The 21,018-nt window shown below is 67.7% G+C and carries 19 protein-coding genes; 8 read left to right on the top strand and 11 right to left on the bottom strand.

What is annotated here, in order from left to right; translation table 11 throughout:
* Positions 1 to 109: 109 nt before the first annotated feature.
* Together ROZ00_06635 and ROZ00_06640 are read left to right on the top strand one after the other, a co-directional pair.
* Positions 110 to 1,735 (top strand): caspase family protein, encoded by a 1,626-nt coding sequence (locus ROZ00_06635; protein ID MDT3735880.1) that lies wholly within the window; start codon positions 110 to 112, stop codon positions 1,733 to 1,735.
* Positions 1,736 to 1,756: 21 nt separating this feature from the next.
* Entirely contained in the window at positions 1,757 to 2,413 is a 657-nt protein-coding gene (locus ROZ00_06640) for a DUF1614 domain-containing protein (GenBank protein MDT3735881.1), read from the top strand.
* A 3-nt stretch (positions 2,414 to 2,416) separates the two neighbouring features.
* Here ROZ00_06640 and ROZ00_06645 read toward each other — a convergent pair whose 3' ends face one another.
* The 3 genes from ROZ00_06645 to ROZ00_06655 form a co-directional block, all read right to left on the bottom strand.
* A complete protein-coding gene (locus ROZ00_06645; GenBank protein MDT3735882.1) occupies positions 2,417 to 2,827 on the bottom strand; it encodes a PIN domain-containing protein in 411 nt (136 codons plus the stop codon).
* On the bottom strand, positions 2,824 to 3,099 hold the full coding sequence (locus tag ROZ00_06650; protein ID MDT3735883.1) for a hypothetical protein: 276 nt from the start codon (positions 3,097 to 3,099) through the stop codon (positions 2,824 to 2,826). The genes ROZ00_06645 and ROZ00_06650 overlap by 4 nt, the downstream gene beginning before the upstream one ends.
* A gap of 90 nt (positions 3,100 to 3,189) precedes the next feature.
* Positions 3,190 to 4,329 (bottom strand): ankyrin repeat domain-containing protein, encoded by a 1,140-nt coding sequence (locus ROZ00_06655; protein ID MDT3735884.1) that lies wholly within the window; start codon positions 4,327 to 4,329, stop codon positions 3,190 to 3,192.
* A 54-nt stretch (positions 4,330 to 4,383) separates the two neighbouring features.
* Here ROZ00_06655 and ROZ00_06660 point away from each other — a divergent pair, with 54 nt between their 5' ends.
* Positions 4,384 to 4,896, top strand: coding sequence for a TonB family protein (locus ROZ00_06660; protein MDT3735885.1), 513 nt, complete (start codon positions 4,384 to 4,386; stop codon positions 4,894 to 4,896).
* Here the strand turns inward: ROZ00_06660 and ROZ00_06665 are convergent.
* The 8 genes from ROZ00_06665 to ROZ00_06700 form a co-directional block, all read right to left on the bottom strand.
* The gene (locus ROZ00_06665; GenBank protein ID MDT3735886.1) at positions 4,883 to 6,541 is read right to left on the bottom strand and encodes a long-chain fatty acid--CoA ligase; all 1,659 of its coding nucleotides are present in this window, start codon (positions 6,539 to 6,541) and stop codon (positions 4,883 to 4,885) included. The two genes, ROZ00_06660 and ROZ00_06665, sit on opposite strands and share 14 nt — an antisense overlap.
* Positions 6,541 to 7,767: an acyl-CoA dehydrogenase family protein gene (locus ROZ00_06670; GenBank protein ID MDT3735887.1), complete on the bottom strand. Its 1,227-nt coding sequence runs from the start codon at positions 7,765 to 7,767 to the stop codon at positions 6,541 to 6,543. The genes ROZ00_06665 and ROZ00_06670 overlap by 1 nt, the downstream gene beginning before the upstream one ends.
* Before the next feature lie 149 nt (positions 7,768 to 7,916).
* A complete protein-coding gene (locus tag ROZ00_06675) occupies positions 7,917 to 8,987 on the bottom strand; it encodes a phosphotransferase (GenBank protein MDT3735888.1) in 1,071 nt (356 codons plus the stop codon).
* A complete protein-coding gene (locus ROZ00_06680) occupies positions 8,984 to 9,982 on the bottom strand; it encodes an NADP-dependent oxidoreductase (protein MDT3735889.1) in 999 nt (332 codons plus the stop codon). The genes ROZ00_06675 and ROZ00_06680 overlap by 4 nt, the downstream gene beginning before the upstream one ends.
* Positions 9,983 to 9,993: 11 nt before the next feature.
* Positions 9,994 to 10,410 (bottom strand): PaaI family thioesterase, encoded by a 417-nt coding sequence (locus tag ROZ00_06685; GenBank protein ID MDT3735890.1) that lies wholly within the window; start codon positions 10,408 to 10,410, stop codon positions 9,994 to 9,996.
* Complete coding sequence (locus ROZ00_06690) at positions 10,407 to 11,183, bottom strand: SDR family oxidoreductase (protein ID MDT3735891.1); 777 nt, start codon at positions 11,181 to 11,183, stop codon at positions 10,407 to 10,409. The genes ROZ00_06685 and ROZ00_06690 overlap by 4 nt, the downstream gene beginning before the upstream one ends.
* 11 nt (positions 11,184 to 11,194) lie before the next feature.
* Positions 11,195 to 12,373 (bottom strand): acetyl-CoA C-acyltransferase, encoded by a 1,179-nt coding sequence (locus ROZ00_06695; protein MDT3735892.1) that lies wholly within the window; start codon positions 12,371 to 12,373, stop codon positions 11,195 to 11,197.
* Between the two features lie 18 nt (positions 12,374 to 12,391).
* On the bottom strand, positions 12,392 to 14,476 hold the full coding sequence (locus ROZ00_06700; protein MDT3735893.1) for a 3-hydroxyacyl-CoA dehydrogenase NAD-binding domain-containing protein: 2,085 nt from the start codon (positions 14,474 to 14,476) through the stop codon (positions 12,392 to 12,394).
* Between the two features lie 123 nt (positions 14,477 to 14,599).
* Here ROZ00_06700 and ROZ00_06705 point away from each other — a divergent pair, with 123 nt between their 5' ends.
* The 5 genes from ROZ00_06705 (at position 14,600) to ROZ00_06725 (ending at position 21,008) form a co-directional block, all read left to right on the top strand.
* Positions 14,600 to 16,036 carry an aldehyde dehydrogenase family protein gene (locus ROZ00_06705; GenBank protein MDT3735894.1) on the top strand — a complete coding sequence of 479 codons (1,437 nt, stop codon included), beginning with the start codon at positions 14,600 to 14,602 and terminating at the stop codon, positions 16,034 to 16,036.
* An 11-nt stretch (positions 16,037 to 16,047) separates the two neighbouring features.
* A complete protein-coding gene (locus tag ROZ00_06710; GenBank protein ID MDT3735895.1) occupies positions 16,048 to 16,710 on the top strand; it encodes a glutathione S-transferase in 663 nt (220 codons plus the stop codon).
* Positions 16,711 to 16,732: 22 nt separating this feature from the next.
* Positions 16,733 to 17,929, top strand: coding sequence for an acyl-CoA dehydrogenase family protein (locus ROZ00_06715; GenBank protein MDT3735896.1), 1,197 nt, complete (start codon positions 16,733 to 16,735; stop codon positions 17,927 to 17,929).
* 9 nt (positions 17,930 to 17,938) lie between these two features.
* Complete coding sequence (locus ROZ00_06720; GenBank protein MDT3735897.1) at positions 17,939 to 19,063, top strand: acyl-CoA dehydrogenase family protein; 1,125 nt, start codon at positions 17,939 to 17,941, stop codon at positions 19,061 to 19,063.
* A 136-nt stretch (positions 19,064 to 19,199) separates the two neighbouring features.
* Positions 19,200 to 21,008, top strand: a complete 1,809-nt coding sequence (locus tag ROZ00_06725; protein MDT3735898.1) for an acyl-CoA dehydrogenase — start codon at positions 19,200 to 19,202, stop codon at positions 21,006 to 21,008.
* Positions 21,009 to 21,018 lie beyond the last annotated feature (10 nt).

A 21,018-nucleotide genomic window follows, 5' to 3' on the forward strand; every position in this document is an offset into this window, starting at 1 on the left:
CGGTGGCTCACGGGATGAGCCTCATTATGCCTGAAGCCGTGCCGGCTGTTGAAAACCGCACTGCATCGCGGATAATGCTCGCTCCTTTCGCCCGGGAGAAAACCGGAACATGAATACCCGCAGAACCCTGCTCAAGGCCATGTCGCTGGCCCCTGCCGTGCTGGCCGCGCGCCCCTTCTCCGCGCTGGCCGCCAGCGACCCCTCGCGCATCGCGCTGGTCGTCGGCAACAATGCCTACGCTTCGTCGCCGCTCGCCAACGCCGCCAACGATGCGCGCGCCATGGCCGACGTGCTGCGCCAGGCCAACTTCGGCGTGGACCTGCAGGTGGATGCCTCGCGCGCGACGCTCGCCGGCGCCATCGACGCGTTCGGCAAGGCCGTCGCCGGCAGCGACGTCAAGCTGGCGCTGTTCTACTACGCCGGCCACGGCGTGCAGGTCGACTGGCGCAACTACCTGCTTCCGGTCGACGTCAGCGTGGCGTCCACCGAGGACATCAAGAGCCGCTGCATCGACCTCGGCCACCTGCTCGGCCACCTTTCCAAGACGAAGGACAAGGCCTTCGTCGTCATCCTCGACGCCTGCCGCGACAATCCCTTCGGCGCGACCTACAAGCCGTCGCAGCAGGGCCTCAGCCAGTTCGACGCCCCGCCGGACAGCCTGCTCGCCTATGCCACCTCGCCGGGCAACGTCGCCGCCGACGGCAACGGCGGCAAGCACGGGCTGTACACGGAAAACCTGCTGCGCGAATTCTCGGTGCGGGAGACGCGCATCGAAGACGCCTTCAAGCGGGTGCGCCTGAACGTCCGCCTCGCCTCGCGCGGCCAGCAGATCCCCTGGGAGTCGACCTCGCTGGAAAGCGACATCTTCCTTTTCCCCGGGGCGCGCAAGCTGGGCGAGGCGGAGCTGGAGAAGCAGTTCGAGGCGGAGCTCGCCGCCTGGGCCCGCATCAAGAACTCGAAGAACGCCGAGGACTGGGTCGCCTACCTGCGCGAATACCCGAACGGCAAGTTCAGCGAGATCGCCCAGGTGCGGCTCGGCCGCCTGCTCGCCGGCGTCGAGCGGCGCCCGCCGCCGGCGCCCAAGCTTCCCCCGCCGGTGCAGGCCGGGATGGGCCGGGCCGACGCAGCGAAGCCCGCGGCCAAGGCGATGGCCGCGCCGGCGCCGCTGCCGGCGCCTTCCGCCAACCCCTACTCGGCCGGCACCCACCCGCTCGGCCGCAAATACACGGTCGGCGACGAAGCCAGCTTCCTGGAATCCGACTACCTCACGGGCGCCGAGGTCAAGCGCTACACCAACCGCATCACCCGCGTGGACGAGGACGCCGACCGGGTCGAGTTCAATGACGGCGCCATCGTCACCGACACCATGGGCAACACGCTGAAGATGGGGCAGCTCGAATTCGATGCGCCCCTGCAATTCCTGCCGGCGGAGCTGCAGCTCGGCAAGAAATGGACGGCCAGCTTCAAGCGGACGGACAAGGGCCAGGTCACCTATGCCTACTACGAACTGCAAATCGTCGGCCGCGAGAAGGTCAAGGTGCCGGCCGGCGAGTTCGATGCCTTCAAGATCGAGGGGCGCGGCTGGAACCGCAGCATCGGCTCGCAGCTCGAGGTCAACCTGTGGGTCGTGCCCGGCCTGAACTTCTACGTGAAACACGAATGGGTGGTGCGCAACCGCGGCCGATTCGTCATCACCCAGCGCCACGAGCTGGTCGCCTACAAGCAGCAGGGCTAGCGGACTGCACGGACGTTCCGCGTGTCCCCCATCCGCCTGCTGCTGCTCGTCGTCGCCCTCGCCTTCCTGGTCGCCTTCGTCCAGATCGGCGTCCTCCAGCTGGCCTTCCACAAGCTGGGGCTGTCGGCGGATTCGGCGGTGCTGCTGCTGATGGTCACGCTGTTCGGCAGCCTGCTCAACCTGCCGCTGTTCACCGTGCGCACCGATCCCGCCGAGCAGGAGAAGCGGCTGCGCGACATCCCGCGCGCGCTGCTTGGGCGCATCAAGGTCTTACCGGGCAGGACCGTCATCGCCGTGAATGTCGGCGGCTGCGTGGTGCCGCTGGCGTTTTCCCTCTATCTGTTCAACCTCAGCCAGCCGGGCGTGCTGCACACGATCGTCGCCGTCGCGACGGTGGCGATGGTGTCCTACGGCATCAGCTTTTCCATCCCGCGCGTCGGCATCGCCATGCCGGTGCTGGTCGCCCCGCTGACGGCGGCGGTCGCGGCGGTGATGCTCGACCCGGAGCAGGCGCCGGCGCTGGCCTACATCGGCGGCACGCTGGGCGTGCTGATCGGCGCCGACATCCTGCGGCTGAAGGACATCGGCCGGCTCGGCGAACCGATGGCGTCGATCGGCGGCGCCGGCAGTTTCGACGGGATCTTCGTGACGGGGATCGTGGCGGTGCTGCTGACCTGAGGGCTACTTCAGCACTCTGACATTCAGGCCGGCAACCTTCCCGAATGAAGCATCTCCGGTGAGAAAAATGTGCCTGGCGCCAAGCTGGAGGCAGCTTGCCGCCTGGAGCGCGTCCGGCGTGCGCAAGCCGTGCTTGACGCGAATGGCGGTCGCCAGTTCGACCACGTCCTTGCCGAGCTCCACCCAGACCAGGTCCGGGCGGGAGAAGAAGGCATCGAATGCCGCCAGCGTGGCAAGTTCGTTGTTGCGTGCGGGCCGTACGCGACATTCCAGCCACGACAGGCGGCTGACCGCCGCGCCCATCTTCGGGTGCTTCCTGGCGATCTGCGCCAATTCGGCGCGCACCCGGCCGGCGAACGGCTCCGCGCCCTCGATCAGATAGATCAGGGCGCTGGCATCGAAAAAGGCGATCACGCCCAACCTTCGCGTTCCTCGCGCAGCGCCTTGTCGATCTGCGCCTTCCGTTTGGTACCGGTGGCGGGTTGGCTAAGCAGCCACTGGACGGCGCTCATGCCGACAGGGGCGGCGCCCGCCTTGCCTTGCGCCAGGCGGGCGTATTCCTCTTCGGAGAGCACCACGGCAGAAGGTTTGTTGTGCTTCATCAGGTGCACCGGCCCGCGGCGCAGGCCATCTTCAATCGCGGCCATGCCGCGGCGCTTGAGTTCGGCGGCGGTAAGCGTATTCATGGGGTGCCTCATACGGTATCTATATCGGTACCAATTATAGGACAATCAGTACCGACTCCGCCACCCCGCCCGGGGCGGGCATGAGGGGCGCTACTCAGCGGGTTTGACGGGGACGGCCCGGGCTTCCTGCTTGAATTTGGCGACGGCTTCGTGAAGTTCCTTGCGCAGTTCGGCGGCGGAGCGTTTCTTCCCCTTCCTGCCCTTCTCTTTCTGCATGCGCTCGAGGATGCCGCTGATTTCCGACGGCCCGCCGGTGCTGCCGGCCACTTCCGCCGGCGTGGTGACGGCGGCGCCGGCCTTGACGGCTTCGTAGAGCAGCTCGGCGCGCTCGCGGCCGGCCTGCTTGCGCTCGGCGGTGATCACCAGCACCTCGGGCTTGCCGCCCTTGCCCTTTTTGGTCTTCAGGGTCTGCACCTCGCTGTCGTGGCGGTGCAGCGCGATGGCGGCATGCAGCGCCTTGCGCAGTTCGCCGGTCGGCTTGCCCGCCGCCTGCGCCTGGCGCATCTTCTCGACGATCTCGCCGATTTCGGGCGGCGCGAGGACGGATTTTTTCGCCTCGCCGAAGGCCTCCGGCCGCTTCGCCGCCCGCGCGAACTCCTCGGCGCTGGACACCATTTTCGCGATGCCGTAGTTCCTGTTGCGCATGGCGAAGGCGAGCGCGTTGTCGCCCCATTCGTTCTCCGGCTGCGTGTCGGCGCCCGCGTCGAGCAGCGCGCGGGCGAGGTCGGCCTGGCCTTCCCGCGCCGCCAGCATCAGTGCCGTCGAGTCGTTCGGCGTGCGGGCGTTGATGTCGGCGCCCTTCGCCATCAGCAGGCGGGCGATCTCGTCGCGGCCGGCGAAGACGGCATAGTGCAAGGCCCCCCAGCGCTTGCCGTCGCGGTTCACGACGGCGCCGCGCTCGAGCAGCAGGCGCACGGCGTCGGCGTGGCCGCGCCAGGCCGCCAGCTGCAGGGCCTGCTCGTCGAAGCGGTTGGCGAGATGGACGTCGGCGCCGCGATCGAGGAACAGGCGCATCAGTTCGAGGTTGCCGTTCCAGGCCGCGATCATCAGGCCGCTGCCGATGCGGTCGGCCAGATAGTCCGGCGGCAGGCCTTCGTCCAGCCACTTCTTCACAGCCAGGCTGTTGCCGGCCTCGACGGCGACCCCGTATTCGAGGGGGGTGGGCGGCGCCGCCCAGGCCGGGCGCAGCAGGCAGGCGACGGCGGCCAGCAGGCATAACGCGTATCTCATGGGGCATTTATAGCAAAATATGGCTTTCGGGGTCTTGATCCGGATTTGGAAACCTTGCCTTCCCTCCGCTTTCCGTTCGCCCTGGCGGCCTCCCTGGCCCTGCACCTCGCCCTGCTCGGCCTCGGCCTGCCGCAGGAAAAAGTCAGTCTCCGCAACACGGCGATCAGCGCGCGCCTGCTGCCGCCCGCCACGGTGCGGCCGCCGGAGCCTCTGCTGAAGGACACGCTGGCGGAAACGGCATCCACCAGGGCAGTGCCGGCGCCGCCGAAACCCGTCGACGCGAAAAGCCGCCGCGCGGCGCCGCGCACGCCGGAGGAGGCGGCCCAGCGCAAGCTGTCGGAAGTGCTGTTCTATCCGCCCGAGGCGGTGGCGCGGGGCCTCGAGGGCGAGGTGCGCCTGCTGCTGACGCTGGACGGCGACGGCACGGTCCGCGACGCCCAGGTCGCCGCCGGCAGCGGCCATCGCATCCTCGACGAGGCGGCGGTGAAGGCCGCCTTCGCCATGGGCCGCCTGCCGGACGCCGGCGCGCGCGAGGTGCTCCTGCCGGTGGTGTTCAGGCTGCGCTAGCTTCCTTCTCCTGCAGCGCCCGCCACATGATCTTGCCGGTGGCGGATTTCGGCAGGGCATCGACGATCTCGACGATGCGCGGCGCCTTGTAGGCGGCCATGCTGGCGCGCGCCCAGTCGACGATGTCCTGCTCGCTCACCTTGCCGCGGCTCGCTTCCTTGACCACCACGACGGCCTTCACCGTCTCGCCGCGATGGGCGTCCTTCGCGCCGATGACGCAGGCCTCCTGGATGGCCGGATGGCCGTACAGCAGCGCCTCGACCTCGGCCGGCCAGACCTTGTAGCCGGAGGCGTTGATCATGCGCTTCGCGCGGTCGACCATGAAGAAGTAGCCGTCCTCGTCGATGCGGCCGATGTCGCCGGTGCGGAAGAAGCGCTTGCCGTCGATTTCCGCGAAGGCCGCCGCGGTGGCCTGCGGGTTGTTCCAGTAGCCGAGGAAGACCTGCGGTCCGCTGGTGACGATCTCCCCCGCCTCGCCCGGCGGCAGCTCGCGAAAGTCAGGCCCGACGACACGGCTGTCGACGTCGTAGATGGGGATGCCGAGGCACTGCTTCTTCGCCCGCTCGGGCGGATTGATGTGCGTCGGCGCCATGGTCTCGGTGAGGCCGTAGCCCTCGGCGAAGGTGACGCCGAGGGTGTCGATGAGCTTCTGCGCCACCGCCTCCGGCATCGCCGCACCGCCGCCGCTCATGCGCTGGATGCTGGAGAGGTCGTGCTCGCCCAGGCGCGGGTTGGCGAGGAAATCCACCACCATGGTCGGGATGGACGTCCACGCGCCGACCTTGTAGCGCGCGATCAGCCGGGCGGCGGCCTCGCGGTCCCAGCGCGGCAGCAGCACCACGGTGGCGCCGGTGAACAGCGGCCCGCTCATGCTGTTCTGCATGCCGGTGACGTGGAAGAACGGCAGCACCGCCAGGCGCACGAGGTCCGGCTTCGAGGAGAACCAGTACTCGCCGGCGATCAGGGTGTGCATCACCGTGCGGTGGCTGTGCATGCAGCCCTTCGGCTGGCCGGTGGTGCCGGAGGTATACGGCATGACGCAGAGGTCGTCGGGGCCGGCCGTCGACGGGCCCGGGCGGAGATTGGCGGAGAGGACATCGGCCCACAGCGCGACGCCGTCATCCCGAATCTCCCGGCGCGGCGCGGCGACGAATTCCGGCACCTCGAGGTCGGTGGGCCGCTTCAGGTAGTCGGAGTAGGCGGCGACCAGGATGTGCTGCAGCCCCTCGCCCAGCAGCGGCGCCATCTGCGCGTACAGATCCTGCGCGACGAGCGCCACCGCGGCGCCGCTGTCCTTGACGTAGTGGCGCAGCTCGTTGGTCAGGTTCATCGGGTTCACCGGCACCGCCACCGCATCGGCGCGCAGGATGCCGTAGTAGCCGACGGCGTACTGCGGGCTGTTCTGCATGAAGAGCAGCACGCGGTCGCCCTTCTTCACGCCGCATTCCTGCTGCAGCCAGCCGGCGAGGCGCTCGGCTTCGTCGCGGAATTCGGCGAAGCCGAGCGGCGTGTCGTAGAAGATCAGGTAGGGCTTGTCGGGATAGCGCGCCGCCGAAACCTCGGCGTTGTAGAACACCGAGGTCGCCGGCACGCTCATGCCGCGCGGCTGGCCCTTCGGCCAGAAGGCGAAGTGCCGGCCGGACATTACTTCTCTTCTAGATAGCGTCCCAGTTCGTACTTGGCGATCTGGTTGCGATGCACCTCGTCCGGGCCGTCGGCGAAGCGCAGGGTACGGGCGTGGGCGTAGGCATGCGCCAGCGGGAAGTCGTCGGAGACGCCGCCGCCGCCGTGCACCTGGATGGCCCAGTCGATCACCTGGCAGGCCATGTTCGGCGCCACCACCTTGATCATGGCGATCTCCTTCTTCGCCACCTTGTTGCCGGCGACGTCCATCATCCAGGCGGCGTTCAGCGTGAGGAAGCGCGCCTGGTCGATGAGCATGCGGGCGTTGGCGATGCGCTCGCGCGTGACGCCCTGGTCGGCCACCGGGCGATGGAAGGCGACGCGCTTCAGCGCCCGCCTGCACATCAGCTCCAAGGCGCGTTCGGCCAGGCCGATCAGGCGCATGCAGTGGTGGATGCGGCCCGGGCCGAGGCGGCCCTGGGCGATCTCGAAGCCGCGGCCCTCGCCGAGCAGGATGTTGGAGACGGGCACGCGCACGTCCTTGAAGTCCACCTCGCCGTGGCCGTGCGGGGCGTGGTCGTAGCCGAACACCGTCAGCGCGCGCAGCATGGTCACGCCCGGGGTGTCCATCGGCACCAGGATCATCGACTGCTGCTGGTGGCGGTTGACGTTGTCCGGGCTGGTCTTGCCCATGAAGATGAGGATCTTGCAGCGCGGGTCGGGCGCGCCGGAAGTCCACCACTTGCGCGCGTTGATGACGTATTCGTTGCCATCGCGCCGAATGCTGGCCTCGATGTTGGTGGCGTCCGAGGAGGCCACCGCCGGCTCGGTCATGGCGAAGCCGGAGCGGATCTTTCCTTCGAGGAGCGGCAGCAGCCATTGCTGCTGGTGTTCCGGCGAACCATAGCGCACCAGCACTTCCATGTTGCCGGTGTCGGGGGCGGAGCAGTTGAAGACTTCCGGCGCGATGGGCGAGCGGCCCATGATCTCGCACAGCGGCGCGTACTCGAGGTTGGTCAGGCCGGCGCCGAACTTCGACTCGGGCAGGAACAGGTTCCACAGCCCCTCCGCCCTGGCCTTCTCCTTGAGGCCCTCGACGACCTTGGTCGGCACCCAGGGATTGCCCTTCCTGCGGTTCTCCTCGACCTCGGCCTCGAAGGCGGCCTCGTTCGGGTAGACGTGCTTGTCCATGAAGGCGTTCAGCCGCTGCTGCAGCGCCCTGACTTTTTCCGAGTGTGCGAAATCCATGTTGATCCTCTAGTGAAAATCGTGTGCGCAGGCGTGCTTCAAATCCCCCCAATCCCCCTTTTTCAAAGGGGGGCTCCCTTTCCTTCCCCCCTTTGCAAAAGGGGAGTCAGCGGGGATTTCAACAGCCGCCGGAATCGAAACGCCGTCCCTCATAGCTTCCCCGCCAATATGGCTTCCACCTGGCGCCAGGCTTCCTCGGCGAGCGGGCGGGCGCGCTTGCCGGTCTCGACGGCTTCCTGGCTGGAGGCGTTGCCCTGCAGCGCCCGCGCCATGATCCCCTGCAGGATGGCGGTGAGGCGGAACATGTTGAAGGCGAGGTAGTACTCGAACTCGGCCGCCGGGATCGAGGCGCGGCCGGTGCGCTGGCAATAGCGGGCGACGTACTCGCGCTCGGTCGGGATGCCCAGCGCCGCCAGGTCGTAGCCGACGAGCCCGCGGAACTGGCCGGGCGACAGGCGCCAGGTCATGCAGTGGTAGGCGAAGTCGGCGAGCGGGTGGCCGAGGGTGGACAGCTCCCAGTCGAGCACGGCGAGGATGCGCGGCTCGCTCGGGTGGAAGATGACGTTGTCGAGGCGGTAGTCGCCGTGCACGATGGAGGTCTCGTCGCCGGCCGGGATGTTGGCCGGCAGCCAGGCCATCAGGTTGTCCATGGCCTCGATCTTCTCCGTCTCCGAGGCGCGGTACTGCTTGCTCCAGCGGTCGATCTGGCGCGCGAAGTAGCTGCCCGGCTTGCCGTAGTCGGCCAGCCCGACGGCGGCGTAGTCCACGCTGTGCAGGGCGGCGATGACGCGGTTCATCTCGTCGAAGATGGCCGTGCGCTCGGCCGGCGCCAGGCCCGGCAGCGCCGGGTCCCAGAGGATGCGGCCCTCGACGTAGTCCATGACGTAGAAGGCGGTGCCGATGACGGCATCGTCCTCGCAGAGGGCGTAGCTCTTCGCCACCGGCACGTCGGTCTGCGCCAGCGCGGAGATGACGCGGTACTCGCGGTCGACGGCATGGGCGGACGGCAGCAGCTTGCCGGGCGGCTTGCGCCGCATGACGTATTTCTTGTTTCCGGCACTCAGCAGGAAGGTCGGATTGGACTGGCCGCCCTTGAACTGCTCGACGGTCAGTTCGCCGGCGAAGCCCTCGACGTGGGCGCGCAGCCAGTCGGCCAGGCGGCCGCTGTCGAAGGCGTGCTGCGGCGAGACGGCACGCGTGCCGGTGAACTTTTCGCTCATGTCAATTTGACGAGTTGCTTGCCGAGGTTGGCGCCCTTGAGCAGGCCCATGAAGGCCTTCGGCGCATTCTCCAGGCCCTGGGCGACGGTTTCGCGGTACTTGATCTTGCCGCTGGCGACGCCCTGCCCCAGCTCGGCGAGCGCCGTCGGCCAGCGCTCCATGTGCTCGGAGACGATGAAGCCCTGCATCTTGATGCGGTTGATCAGCACCGAGCCGATGTTCTTCATCGGGTACGGCTCGCTGTTGTATTGCGCGATGAGGCCGCACAGGGCGATGCGCGAGAAGGCGTTCATGCGTCCGAGCAGGGTGTCGAAGATCTCGCCGCCGACATTCTCGAACAGGCAGTCGATGCCCTTCGGCGTGGCTTCCTTGATGTCCTTCCAGAGATTGCCGGCCTTGTAGTCGACGCAGGCGTCGAAGCCGAGTTCGTCGACGACGTAGCGGCACTTCTCCGTCCCGCCGGCGATGCCGACGGCGCGGCAGCCCTTCATCTTCGCCAGCTGGCCGACGACGCTGCCGACGGCGCCCGAGGCGGCGGTCACCACCACCGTCTCGCCGGCCTTCGGCTGGCAGATGTCCATCAGGCCGTACCAGGCGGTGACGCCCGGCATGCCGACCGTGCCGAGGTAAGCCGAGAGCGGGATGTGGCGGTCGTCGACCTTCATCAGCTGGGTGCCGTCGCTGATGCCGTAGAGCTGCCAGCCCAGCATGCCCACCACCTTGTCGCCGACGGCGAACTTCGGGTTCTTCGAGGCCACCACCTCGCCCGCCGTGCCGCCGATCATGACGTCGCCGATATTCACCGGCGAAGCGTAGGACTTGGCGTCGTTCATGCGGCCGCGCATGTAGGGGTCGAGCGAAAGAAAATGGTTGCGCACCAGCACCTGGCCGTCGGCGATGGCCGGCACCGGGGTCTCGACCAGCTTGAAGTTCGTTTCCTCGACCCAGCCGGTCGGCCGGCTGGCGAGGAGGATCTGTTTGTTGGTTTCGCTCATGGATATTCTCCTTATGTCGCCGTCTCGCCGGGACTGACTTTGCGTTTCACCTTGAACGAGGCCATCGCCTTCGCCACCAGTTCGCCGGCTTCGTCGCGCATTTCGCCCTCGCAGAAGATGATCGAGGCGCCGCTGCGCAGCACGCGCGCCTCGACCGTCAGTCGGCCGTGGCCGGCGCTGATGAAGCTCACGCTCATATCGACCGTCACCACGCCGGCCGCGTGCGGCACCATGCTGCGCGCCGCCGAGCCCATGGTGACGTCGAGCAGCGTCATCACCACGCCGCCGTGGGCGTACTGCCAGCTGTTGTGCAGCTCCGGGCGGACCACGACGGAGGCCACCGCCCGCCCCTTCTCCCAGTGCTCGGCCTTCGCCTGCAGCAGGTCGATGAAGGGAATGTCCAGCCCGAAGAACTTGGCGCGCTTCACTTGGAAATGCAGGCGCCGCCGTCAACGGCGATGTACTGGCCGGTGATGTGGCGCGAGGCCTCCGAGGCGAGGAACACCACCGTGCCCATCAGGTCCTCGTCGCCGCCGAGGCGGCCGAGCGGCGTGACGGAGACGATGCGGTCGCCGATCTGGTCGAGCAGTCCCTGCGACATCTTCGAGGGAAAGAAGCCCGGGCAGATGGCGTTCACGTTGATGTTGTAGCGGCCCCACTCCGCCGCCAGCGTGCGGGTGAAGTTCACCGCCGCGCCCTTGCTGGTGTTGTAGGCCACGGTGTACATGCCCTGCGGGCTGCCGGAGAGCCCCGCCACCGAGGCGATGTTGATGATCTTGCCGGACTTCTTCGGAATGAAGCAGCGCTTGCCGACTTCCCGGCTCAAAAAGAACATGGCGTTGATGTTGAGGTTCATCACCTTGTTCCAGGCTTCGTCCGGATAGGACTCGGCCGGCGCGCCCCAGGTGGCGCCGGCGTTGTTCACCAGGATGTCGATCGTGCCGAACTTCGCCAGCACGGCATCCACCATGCCGGGGATCTGGTCGAACTTCGAGAGGTCGTTGGTGACGGTCAGCACCTCGATGCCCTTGCCCTTCAGGTGCGCTTCGGCCTCCTTCAGCTCGTCGGCCTTGCGCGCGGTGATCGCCACCCTGGCGCCCATCTCGCCCAGCGCTTCGGCCATCTGCAGGCCGAGCCCGCGCGAGCCGCCGGTGATGAGGGCGACCTTGCCGGTGAGGTCGAACAGTTTCTTCACGTTCATGTCGTTACCCCTTAACAAACTTCGAAGAGACCCGCCGCGCCCTGGCCGCCGCCGATGCACATGGTGACGACGACGTACTTGACGCCGCGGCGCTTGCCCTCGATCAGCGCATGGCCGACCAGGCGCGCGCCGGAAACGCCGTAGGGATGGCCCACCGCGATGGCGCCGCCGTTCACGTTGAGGTACTCATCCGGAATGCCCAGCTTGTCGCGGCAGTAGATGACCTGCACGGCGAAGGCCTCGTTGAGTTCCCACAGGCCGACGTCGGCGAGCTTCACGCCGGTGCGCTCGAGCAGGCGCGGGATGGCGAAGACCGGGCCGATGCCCATCTCGTCCGGCTCGCAGCCGGCGACGGCGAAGCCGCGGAAGATGCCGAGCGGCTTGAGGTTGCGCTTCTCGGCGAGCTTCGCATCCATCACCACGCAGGCCGAGGCGCCGTCGGAGAACTGGCTGGCGTTGCCGGCGGCGATGACGCCGCCCGGAATCGCCGGCTTGATCTTCGCCACGCCCTCGTAGGTGGTGTCGGCGCGGATGCCCTCGTCGGCGGAGACCGTCACTTCCTTGGTGAACAGGCGGCCCGTCGCCTTGTCGGCGATGCCGGCGGTGACGGTGATCGGCACGATCTCGTCGTCGAACTTGCCCGCGGCCTGGGCGGCGGCGGCGCGCTGCTGGCTGCGCGCGCCGTACTGGTCCTGCAGCTCGCGGGCGATGTTGTAGCGCTTGGCGACGGTTTCAGCGGTCTGCAGCATCGGCCAGTAGACCTCCGGCTTGTTCTGCTTCAGCCAGGCCTCCATGATCATGTGGCGGTTGGCCTCGTTCTGCACGCAGGAGATGGACTCGACGCCGCCGGCCACCATCACCGGCACCTTGTCGACGATCACCCTTTGCGCCGCCATGGCGATGGTCTGCAGGCCCGAGGAGCAGAAGCGGTTCACCGTGACGCCGGCGGCCGTCACCGGCAGGCCGGCGCGCAGCGCGATCTGCCGCGCGATGTTGGAACCGGTGGCGCCCTCGGGCGTGGCGCAGCCCATGATGACGTCCTCGACCTCGGCCGGGTCGACGCCGGCGCGCTCGACGGCGTGCTTGACGACGTGGCCGCCGAGCGTGGCGCCGTGAGTCATGTTGAAACTGCCGCGCCAGGATTTGGCGAGCGCGGTGCGGGCGGTGGAAACGATCACTGCATCGGTCATTGTCTGCTCCTGGAATTCTTAATTGAAGGTCTTGCCTTCGGCGGCGAGCTTCGCCAGCAGCGGCGCCGGCTGCCAGAACTTGTCGCCCGATTCGGCGGCGAAGCGCTGCGCGGCGCGCACGACGTTGTAGAGGCCGACCTGGTCGGCGTAGAGCATCGGGCCGCCGCGGTGCAGCGGGAAGCCGTAGCCGGTGAGGTACACCATGTCGACGTCCGAGGCGCGCTGGGCTATGCCCTCCTCGAGCAGGCGCGCCGCCTCGTTCACCAGGGCGAAGATGCAGCGCTCGACGATCTCGGCGTCGCCGATCTTGCGCGGCACGATGCCTTGCTCCGCCCGATAGTCCTCGATCAGCTTCTCGACTACCGGATCGGGAATGGCGTCGCGCTTGCCCGCTTCGTAGCGGTACCAGCCCAAGCCGGTCTTCTGGCCGAAGCGGCCCAGCTCGCACAGCTTGTCGGCGATCTTCGCGTACTTCACGTCGGGCTTCTCGACGTAGCGGCGCTTGCGGATGGCCCAGCCGATGTCGTTGCCGGCGAGGTCGCCCATGCGGAAGGGACCCATCGCCATGCCCCATTTCTCGAGGGCCTTGTCCACCTGCCAGGGCGTGGCGCCCTCCTCGACGAGGAAGCCGGCGACGCGGCCGTAGTGCTCGATCATGCGGTTGCCGATGAAGCCGTCGCAGACGCCGGAGACGACGGCCGTCTTCCTGATCTTCTTGGCGATCTGCATGACGGTGGCCAGCACGTCCTTGGCGGTGGCGGCGCCGCGCACCACTTCCAGCAGCTTCATGACGTTGGCCGGGCTGAAGAAGTGCATGCCGACCACGTCCTGCGGGCGCTTGGTGAAATTGGCAATCTTGTTCACGTCCAGCGTCGAGGTGTTGCTGGCCAGGATGGCGCCGGGCTTGGCGACCTCGTCGAGCTTCCTGAACACCTGCTCCTTGACGCCGATCTCCTCGAACACGGCCTCGATGATGAGGTCGCAGTCCTTCAGGTCGTCGTAGGACAGCGTCGGCTTCAGGAGGCCCATGCGCTGGTCCAGTTTCTCCTGCGTCAGCTTGCCCTTCTTCAGCGAGTTCTCGTAGTTCTTGCGGATGATGCCGACGCCCTTCTCCAGCGCCTCCTGCTTGGTCTCGAGGATGGCGACCGGGATGCCGGCATTGAGGAAGTTCATGGTGATGCCGCCGCCCATGGTGCCGGCGCCGATGACGCCGACCCTGGCGATGGCGCGCGTCGGCGTGTCTTCCGGCACATCGCCGATCTTCGAGGCGGCGCGCTCACCGAAGAAAGCGTGGCGCAGGGCCTTCGACTCGGGCGTCTGCACCAGGTAGACAAAGGATTCGCGCTCCAGCTTCATGCCCTCGTCGAAGGGCTTGGTGACCGCGGCGGCGACGGCGTCGACGCACTTCAGCGGCGCCGGGAAGTTCTTGGCGATGGCGCCGACGGTGTTGCGGGCGAACTGGAAAAAGGCGTCGGCGTTCGGGTAGTCGATCTTCAGATCGCGCACGCGCTTGAGCGGCCGCTTCTCCTTCACCACCTTCTCGGCGAAGGCCAGGGCGCCGGCCTGCAGGTCGCCGTCGATGAATTCGTCGAAGAGCGGCGTGCCCTTCAGCTGCTCGGACGGCACGATGGTCCCGGAGACGATCATGTTGAGCGCCGCCTCGGGACCGAGCAGGCGCGGCAGGCGCTGCGTGCCGCCGGCGCCGGGCAGGATGCCGAGCTTCACTTCCGGCAGGGCGATCTGCGCCCCGGCCACTGCAACGCGGTAATGGCAACCGAGCGCCAGCTCGAGGCCGCCGCCCATGCAGGCGCCGCCGATGGCGGCGATCACCGGTTTGCTGCTGGCCTCGACGATGCGGATCACCGTGTTCAGGTTCGGCTCGGCCAGGGCCTTGGGCGAATTGAACTCGCGGATATCGGCGCCGCCGGAGAAGGCCCTGGCGTTGCCGATCAGCACGACGGCCGAAATCTTCGGGTCGGCCAGGGCCTGGTCGAGGCCGGCGACGATGCCGCTGCGCAGCTCGTAGCCGAGGCCGTTGACCGGCGGGTTGTTCATTGAAATCAGTGCGATGGCGCCGTGGGTCGAATAGGCAGCTTGGGTCATAAGTGCAGGTCCTTGCTTGTGCTGATTGCGTGAAGTTTCGCTGTGCGGAATCGTATTTCGCTTTATTCGAAAGCATGGTATCGTTCGATTCGCATTTTGTAAACAACACGAGCGGACACCCCCATGGAAAACAGAGACAAGCTGTATATAGACGGCCGCTGGACGGCCCCCTCCGGCAAGAAAACCATCGACGTCATCAGCGCCTCCACCGAAGAGGTGATGGGGCGCATCCCCGAAGGCGATGCTGCCGACGTGAATGCCGCCGTCGCCGCCGCGCGCCGCGCCTTCGACGGCTGGGCCGCCACGCCGGTCGCCGAGCGTGCCGCCTTCCTCAAGAAGATCCAGGAGGGCCTCAAGGCGCGCACCGAGGACATCGCCCGCACGATTTCCGGCGAGGTCGGCATGCCGCTGAAACTCTCCACGCTGATCCAGGCCGGCTCGCCCATCGGCACCTTCGGCATGTACGCGCGCATGCTCGGCGACTTCGCCTTCGAGGAGAAGGTCGGCCACTCGCTGGTCGTGCGCGAGCCGATCGGCGTCGTCGCCGCCATCACGCCGTGGAACTACCCCCTGCACCAGATCGCCGCCAAGGTCGCGCCGGCGCTGGCCGCCGGCTGCACCGTGGTGCTGAAGCCCTCGGAAGTCGCCCCGCTCAACGCCTTCATCCTCGCCGACGTCATCGATTCGGTCGGCCTGCCGGCGGGCGTCTTCAACCTCGTCACCGGCTTCGGTCCGGTGGTCGGCGAGGCGATGGTCACCCACCCCGAGGTGGACATGGTCTCCTTCACCGGCTCCACCCGCGCCGGCAAGCGCGTCTCGGAACTCGCCTCGCAGACCGTCAAGCGCGTGGCGCTGGAACTGGGCGGCAAGTCGGCCGCGGTGATCCTCGACGACGCCGACTTCGCCGCCGCCGTGCGCGGCACGGTGAACGCCTGCTTCCTCAACTCCGGCCAGACCTGCACGGCGCACACGCGCATGCTGGTGCCCGAGTCGCGCTACGCCGAGGTGGCCAAGCTCGCCGCCGAGGCAGCCGCCAAGTTCACCGTCGGCGATCCCTTCGCCGAGACGAGCAAGCTCGGCCCGGTGATTTCCGCCGCCCAGCGCGACCGCGTGCAGGACTTCATCCGCAAGGGCATCGCCGAGGGCGCGGAACTTCTCTGCGGCGGCCCCGACGCGCCGGCGGGACTCGCCAAGGGCTATTACGTGCAGCCGACGGTGTTCGGCCGCGTCAAGCCGGGCAGCACCATCGAGCAGGAGGAGATCTTCGGCCCGGTGCTGTCGATCGTTACCTACAAGGACGAGGACGAAGCGGCGCGCATCGCCAACGGCACGCCCTACGGCCTCGCCGGCGCGGTGTGGGCCGGCAGCGACGAGCGCGCCATCGCCTTCGCCCGCCGCATGCGCACCGGCCAGGTGGACATCAACGGCGGCGCCTTCAACGCACTGGCGCCCTTCGGCGGCTACAAGCAGTCCGGCAACGGCCGCGAACTGGGCAAGTACGGCCTCGAGGAGTTCCTCGAGTACAAGGCGCTGCAATTCAAGCCGGCCCCCAAAGCGTAAAGGAGACGTCCATGCTCAAGCTCTGCGGCTTCGCCGTCAGCAACTACTACAACAAGGTCAAGCTCTCCCTGCTCGAGAAGGGCGTGCCCTTCGAGGAGGAGCTCGCCTATCCCTCGCAGAAGGAGGAGTTCCGCAAGGATTCCCCGATGGGCAAGGTGCCCTTCCTGCGCACCGACAAGGGCGTGCTCACCGAATCGCAGGTGCTCACCGAGTACATCGAGGAGGTCTACCCCGAGCCGCCGCTCTATCCGAAGGATCCCTTCGAGCGCGCCCGCATCCGCGAGCTGATCGAGCACCTCGAGCTGCACATCGAGCTGCCGGCGCGGCGCCTCTACTACGAGGTGTTCTTCGGCGGCAGCGTGTCGGACGAGACGAAGCAGGAAGTCGAGAAACAGCTGGAGAAGGGCGTGCGCAGCCTCACGCACCTCGCGCGCTTCGAGCCCTTCATCGGCGGCAAGGACTTCACGCATGCCGACTGCGCCGCCTTCGTGCACCTGCCGCTGCTGTCGATGGCGACGAAGAAGGCCTACGGCCGCGACTTCATCGACGAATTCCTGCCCGAGGCCAAGGCCTACCTGAAGATGGTCGGCGAGCGGCCCCACGCGCAGAAGGTCAACGCCGACCGCAAGGCGGCGCAGGACGCCTACGCCGCCGCCAAGGCCGCCAAGAAATAACCCACTCGACGGAACGACCCGCATGGATTTGAACTACACCCCCGAAGAACAGGCGTTCCGCGCCGAGGTGCGCGCCTTCGTCGCTTCTCATCTGCCGGCCGACATCGGCGCCAAGGTGAAATCCGGCAAGCGCCTCGCCAAGGACGACTTCGTGCGCTGGCAGAAGGTGCTGCACCAGAAGGGCTGGGGCGCGACGATGTGGCCGCAGAAGTTCGGCGGCACCGGCTGGAGCGCCGTGCAGCAGCACATCTTCGAGGAGGAATGCGCCGAGGCCGGCGCGCCGCTGCAGTTGCCCTTCGGCCTGAAGATGGTGGCGCCGGTGATCCAGGCCTTCGGCAACCAGGCGCAGAAGGACACCTTCCTGCCGCGCATCGTCGACGGCAGCGACTGGTGGTGCCAGGGCTATTCCGAGCCGGGCTCCGGCTCCGACCTCGCCTCGCTGAAGACGAAAGCCGAACGCCAGGGCGACCACTACGTGGTGAACGGCCAGAAGACCTGGAACACGCTGGGGCAGTACGCCGACTGGATCTTCTGCCTGGTGCGCACCAGCTCGGAGGGCCGCCCGCAGGAGGGCATCTCCTTCCTGCTCATCGACATGAAGACGCCGGGCATCACGGTGCGGCCGATCATCATGAACGACGGCGAGCACGAGATCAACGAAGTCTGGTTCGAGGACGTCAAGGTGCCCGTGCAGAACCTCGTCGGCGAGGAAAACAAGGGCTGGACCTATGCCAAGTTCCTGCTCGGCCACGAGCGCACCGGCATCGCCGGCGTCGGCCGCTCGAAGGCGGCGCTGAAACACCTGAAGGAAATCGCCCGCAAGGAGACGTCCGCCGGCCGCCCGATGATCGAGGACGTGCGCTTCCGCGACCGCATCGCCCAGGTCGAGCTGGAGCTGATGGCCCTCGAGATCACCAACATGCGCGTGCTCTCCGCCGAGAAGGAGAAGAAGGCGCCGGGACCCGAAGCCTCGATCCTCAAGATCAAGGGCTCCGAGATCCAGCAGACCATCGCCGAGCTGCAGATGCAGGCGCTCGGCCACTACGCCCTGCCCTGGCTGCCCGAGGCGCTCGATGCGGCGTGGACCGGCGAGCCGGTCGGCGCCGACTACGCCGCGCCGCTCTCCGGCCACTACTTCAACTACCGCAAGACGACGATCTACGGCGGTTCCAACGAAATCCAGAAGAACATCATCGCGCAGATGATCCTCGGCCTGTGAGATAAACAAATGGACTTCAACTACACCGACGAACAGAACGCCCTGCGCGACACCCTCTCCCGCTACATCGCCAAGGACTACCCGTTCGAAGCGCGCCGCGCACTGGCGAAATCCGCGGAGGGCTTCAGCCGCGACCACTGGAAGCAGTTCGCCGACCTCGGCCTGCTCGCCCTGCCCTTCCCCGAGGACTTCGGCGGGCTGAACGGCAACGCCGTCGACACCCTGCTGGTGATGGAGGCCTTCGGCCGCGGCCTCGTGCTCGAGCCCTACCTCTCCACCGTCGTCATCGCCGGCGGCCTCATCCGCGACGCCGGCAGCGCCGCGCAGAAGGAAGACATCCTCCCCGCCGTCGCCGGCGGCGAGCGCATGCTGGCCCTCGCCCACTACGAGCGCGGCGCCCGCTATGAAGTCAGTCGCGTGGACACGGCGGCGAAGGCCGATGGCGCCGGCTGGAAGCTCTCCGGCGCCAAGGGCGTGGTGCTCGGCGGCGGCGCGGCGGACAGCCTGCTCGTCACGGCGAACACCGGCAAGGGAATTTCGCTGTTCCTGGTCGACGCCAGGGCGTCCGGCGTGACCGTGCGCAACACCATGACGCAGGACGGCAGCCGCGCCGCCGAAATCCGCCTCGACAACGTCGCCGTCGACGCGGAGGCCCTGGTCGGACCCGAGGGCGGCGCCCTGCCGCTCGTCGAGCGGGCGCTCGACTACGGCATCGCCGCACTGTGCGCCGAGGCGGTCGGCATCATGGCGGCGCTCGACGAGGCGACGCTGGAATACCTGAAGACGCGCAAGCAGTTCGGCCAGCCCATCGGCCGCTTCCAGGCCCTGCAGCACCGCATGGTGGACATGGTCATCGCCACCGAGCAGTCCCGCTCGATGGCCATGATGGCCGCGGTCAAGGCCGATTCCAGCGACGACGCCGAGCGCCGCCGCGCCATCTCCGCCGCCAAGGCCTACATCGGCCAGCAGGCGCGCTTCGTCGGCCAGCAGGCGGTGCAGCTGCACGGCGGCATGGGCGTGGTGGACGAGCTCAACGTCAGCCACTACTTCAAGCGCCTGACCATGATCGAGCTGACCTTCGGCAACACCGACCACCACCTCGGGCTGTTCAGCGACACCTTGTTGGCTGCGTGATGCGAATCGATCACCCCCACGCCACATTCCCCCCTTTGCAAAAGGGGGGCCAGGGGGGATTTCAGCAGCCTTCGGTCAGCCACCGCCGCAAAATCCCCCTCCCCTCCCCCTTTTCCAAAGGGGGAGGCCGGTCCGCATGACCGCACGCATCATCAACCGCCGCGACCTGGAGTTCGTCCTCTTCGAGCTCCTCGACGCCGAGTCGCTGACGGCGCGGCCGCGTTTCGCCGACCACTCGCGCGAGACCTTCCTCGCCGCGCTGGACACCGCCGAGGCCATCGCCGCGGAGAAGTTCGCCACCCATAACAGGAAGGCCGACGAGCACGAGCCGCAGTTCGACGGCCAGCGCGTAACCATGATCCCGGAGGTGAAGGAAGCCCTGCAGGCCTTCATCGACGCCGGCTTCACCGCCGCCGCCCACGACTACGCGCTCGGCGGCATGCAGCTGCCGGTGACGATGACGCAGGCCTGCTTTTCGCTCTTCAAGGGCGCCAACGTGTCGACCTCGGGCTATCCCTTTCTCAGCATCGGCAACGCCAACGTGATCCGCCGCTTCGGCTCGCCCGCGCAGCAGGAGAAGTACCTCAAGCCCCTGCTCGCCGGCCGCTTCTTCGGCACCATGGCGCTGACCGAGCCGCAGGCCGGCTCCAGCCTGTCCGACATCGCCACGCGCGCCGAGCCGAACGCGGACGGCAGCTACAGCATCAGCGGCAACAAGATCTTCATCTCCGCCGGCGACCACGAGCTCTCCGAGAACATCGTGCACCTGGTGCTGGCGAAGATCCCCGGCGGCCCGCCCGGCGTGAAGGGCATCTCGCTGTTCATCGTGCCGAAATATCTAGTGAACGACGACGGCAGCCTCGGGGAGCGCAACGACGTCGCTCTCGCCGGCCTCATCCACAAGATGGGCTACCGCGGCACGACGTCGACCATGCTCAGCTTCGGCTCAGGTACACATGGGGGCCAATGCCGCGGCGAGCTGGTCGGCGAGCCGCACAAGGGCCTGTCGTACATGTTCCACATGATGAACGAGGCGCGCATCGGCGTCGGCATGGGCGCCGTGATGCTCGGCTACCGCGGCTACCTCGCCGCGCTCGACTACGCGCGCGAGCGGCCGCAGGGCCGGCACCCGGCTTCGAAGAACCCGCAGGCACCGCAACTGAAGATCATCGAGCACGCCGACGTGCGGCGCATGCTGCTGGCGCAGAAGGCCTACGTCGAGGGCGGCTACGCGCTGTGCCTCACCTGCGCACGGCTGGTCGACGAACAGAACAGCGCGCCCGACGAGAATGCCCGCCGCGACGCCGGCCTGCTGCTCGACCTCCTCACGCCGATCGCCAAGTCCTGGCCCTCGCAGTGGTGCCTGGAGGCCAACAGCCTCGCCATCCAGGTGCACGGCGGCTACGGCTACACGCGCGAATACCCGGTCGAGCAGTTCTACCGCGACAACCGCCTCAACCCCATCCACGAGGGCACGCACGGCATCCAGGGCCTCGACCTGCTCGGCCGCAAGGTGATGATGCAGGAGGGCGCGGCGCTGAAGCGCTTCGCCCGCGAGGTGCAGAAGACCGTGCAGGAGGCCGGTTCCATTCCGGAGTTGCAAGGGCATGCGCTGGCGCTCGGCGCCGCCATCACCGAGGTCGGCGTCACCACGCGCACGCTGGCCGAGGCGCTCGGCCGCGACGGCGACGCCGCGTTGGCGAATTCGAGCGTCTACCTCGAGATGTTCGGCCACACGGTCGTCGCCTGGATCTGGCTGAAACAAGCCGTCGCCGCATGCCGGGGACTGACTTCTGGCAACAAGGCCGACGAAGACTTCTACCGCGGCAAGCTCGCCGCCTGCCGCTACTTCTTCCAGTGGGAGCTGCCGAAGACGCAGCCGCAGCACGCCCTGCTGCGCGCGCTGGAGCCGAGCTGCCGGGAGATGCGGAACGAATGGTTCTAAGGGAATCGAC

It is taken from the genome of Denitratisoma sp. (assembly GCA_032027165.1).
Classification (GTDB): domain Bacteria; phylum Pseudomonadota; class Gammaproteobacteria; order Burkholderiales; family Rhodocyclaceae; genus Desulfobacillus.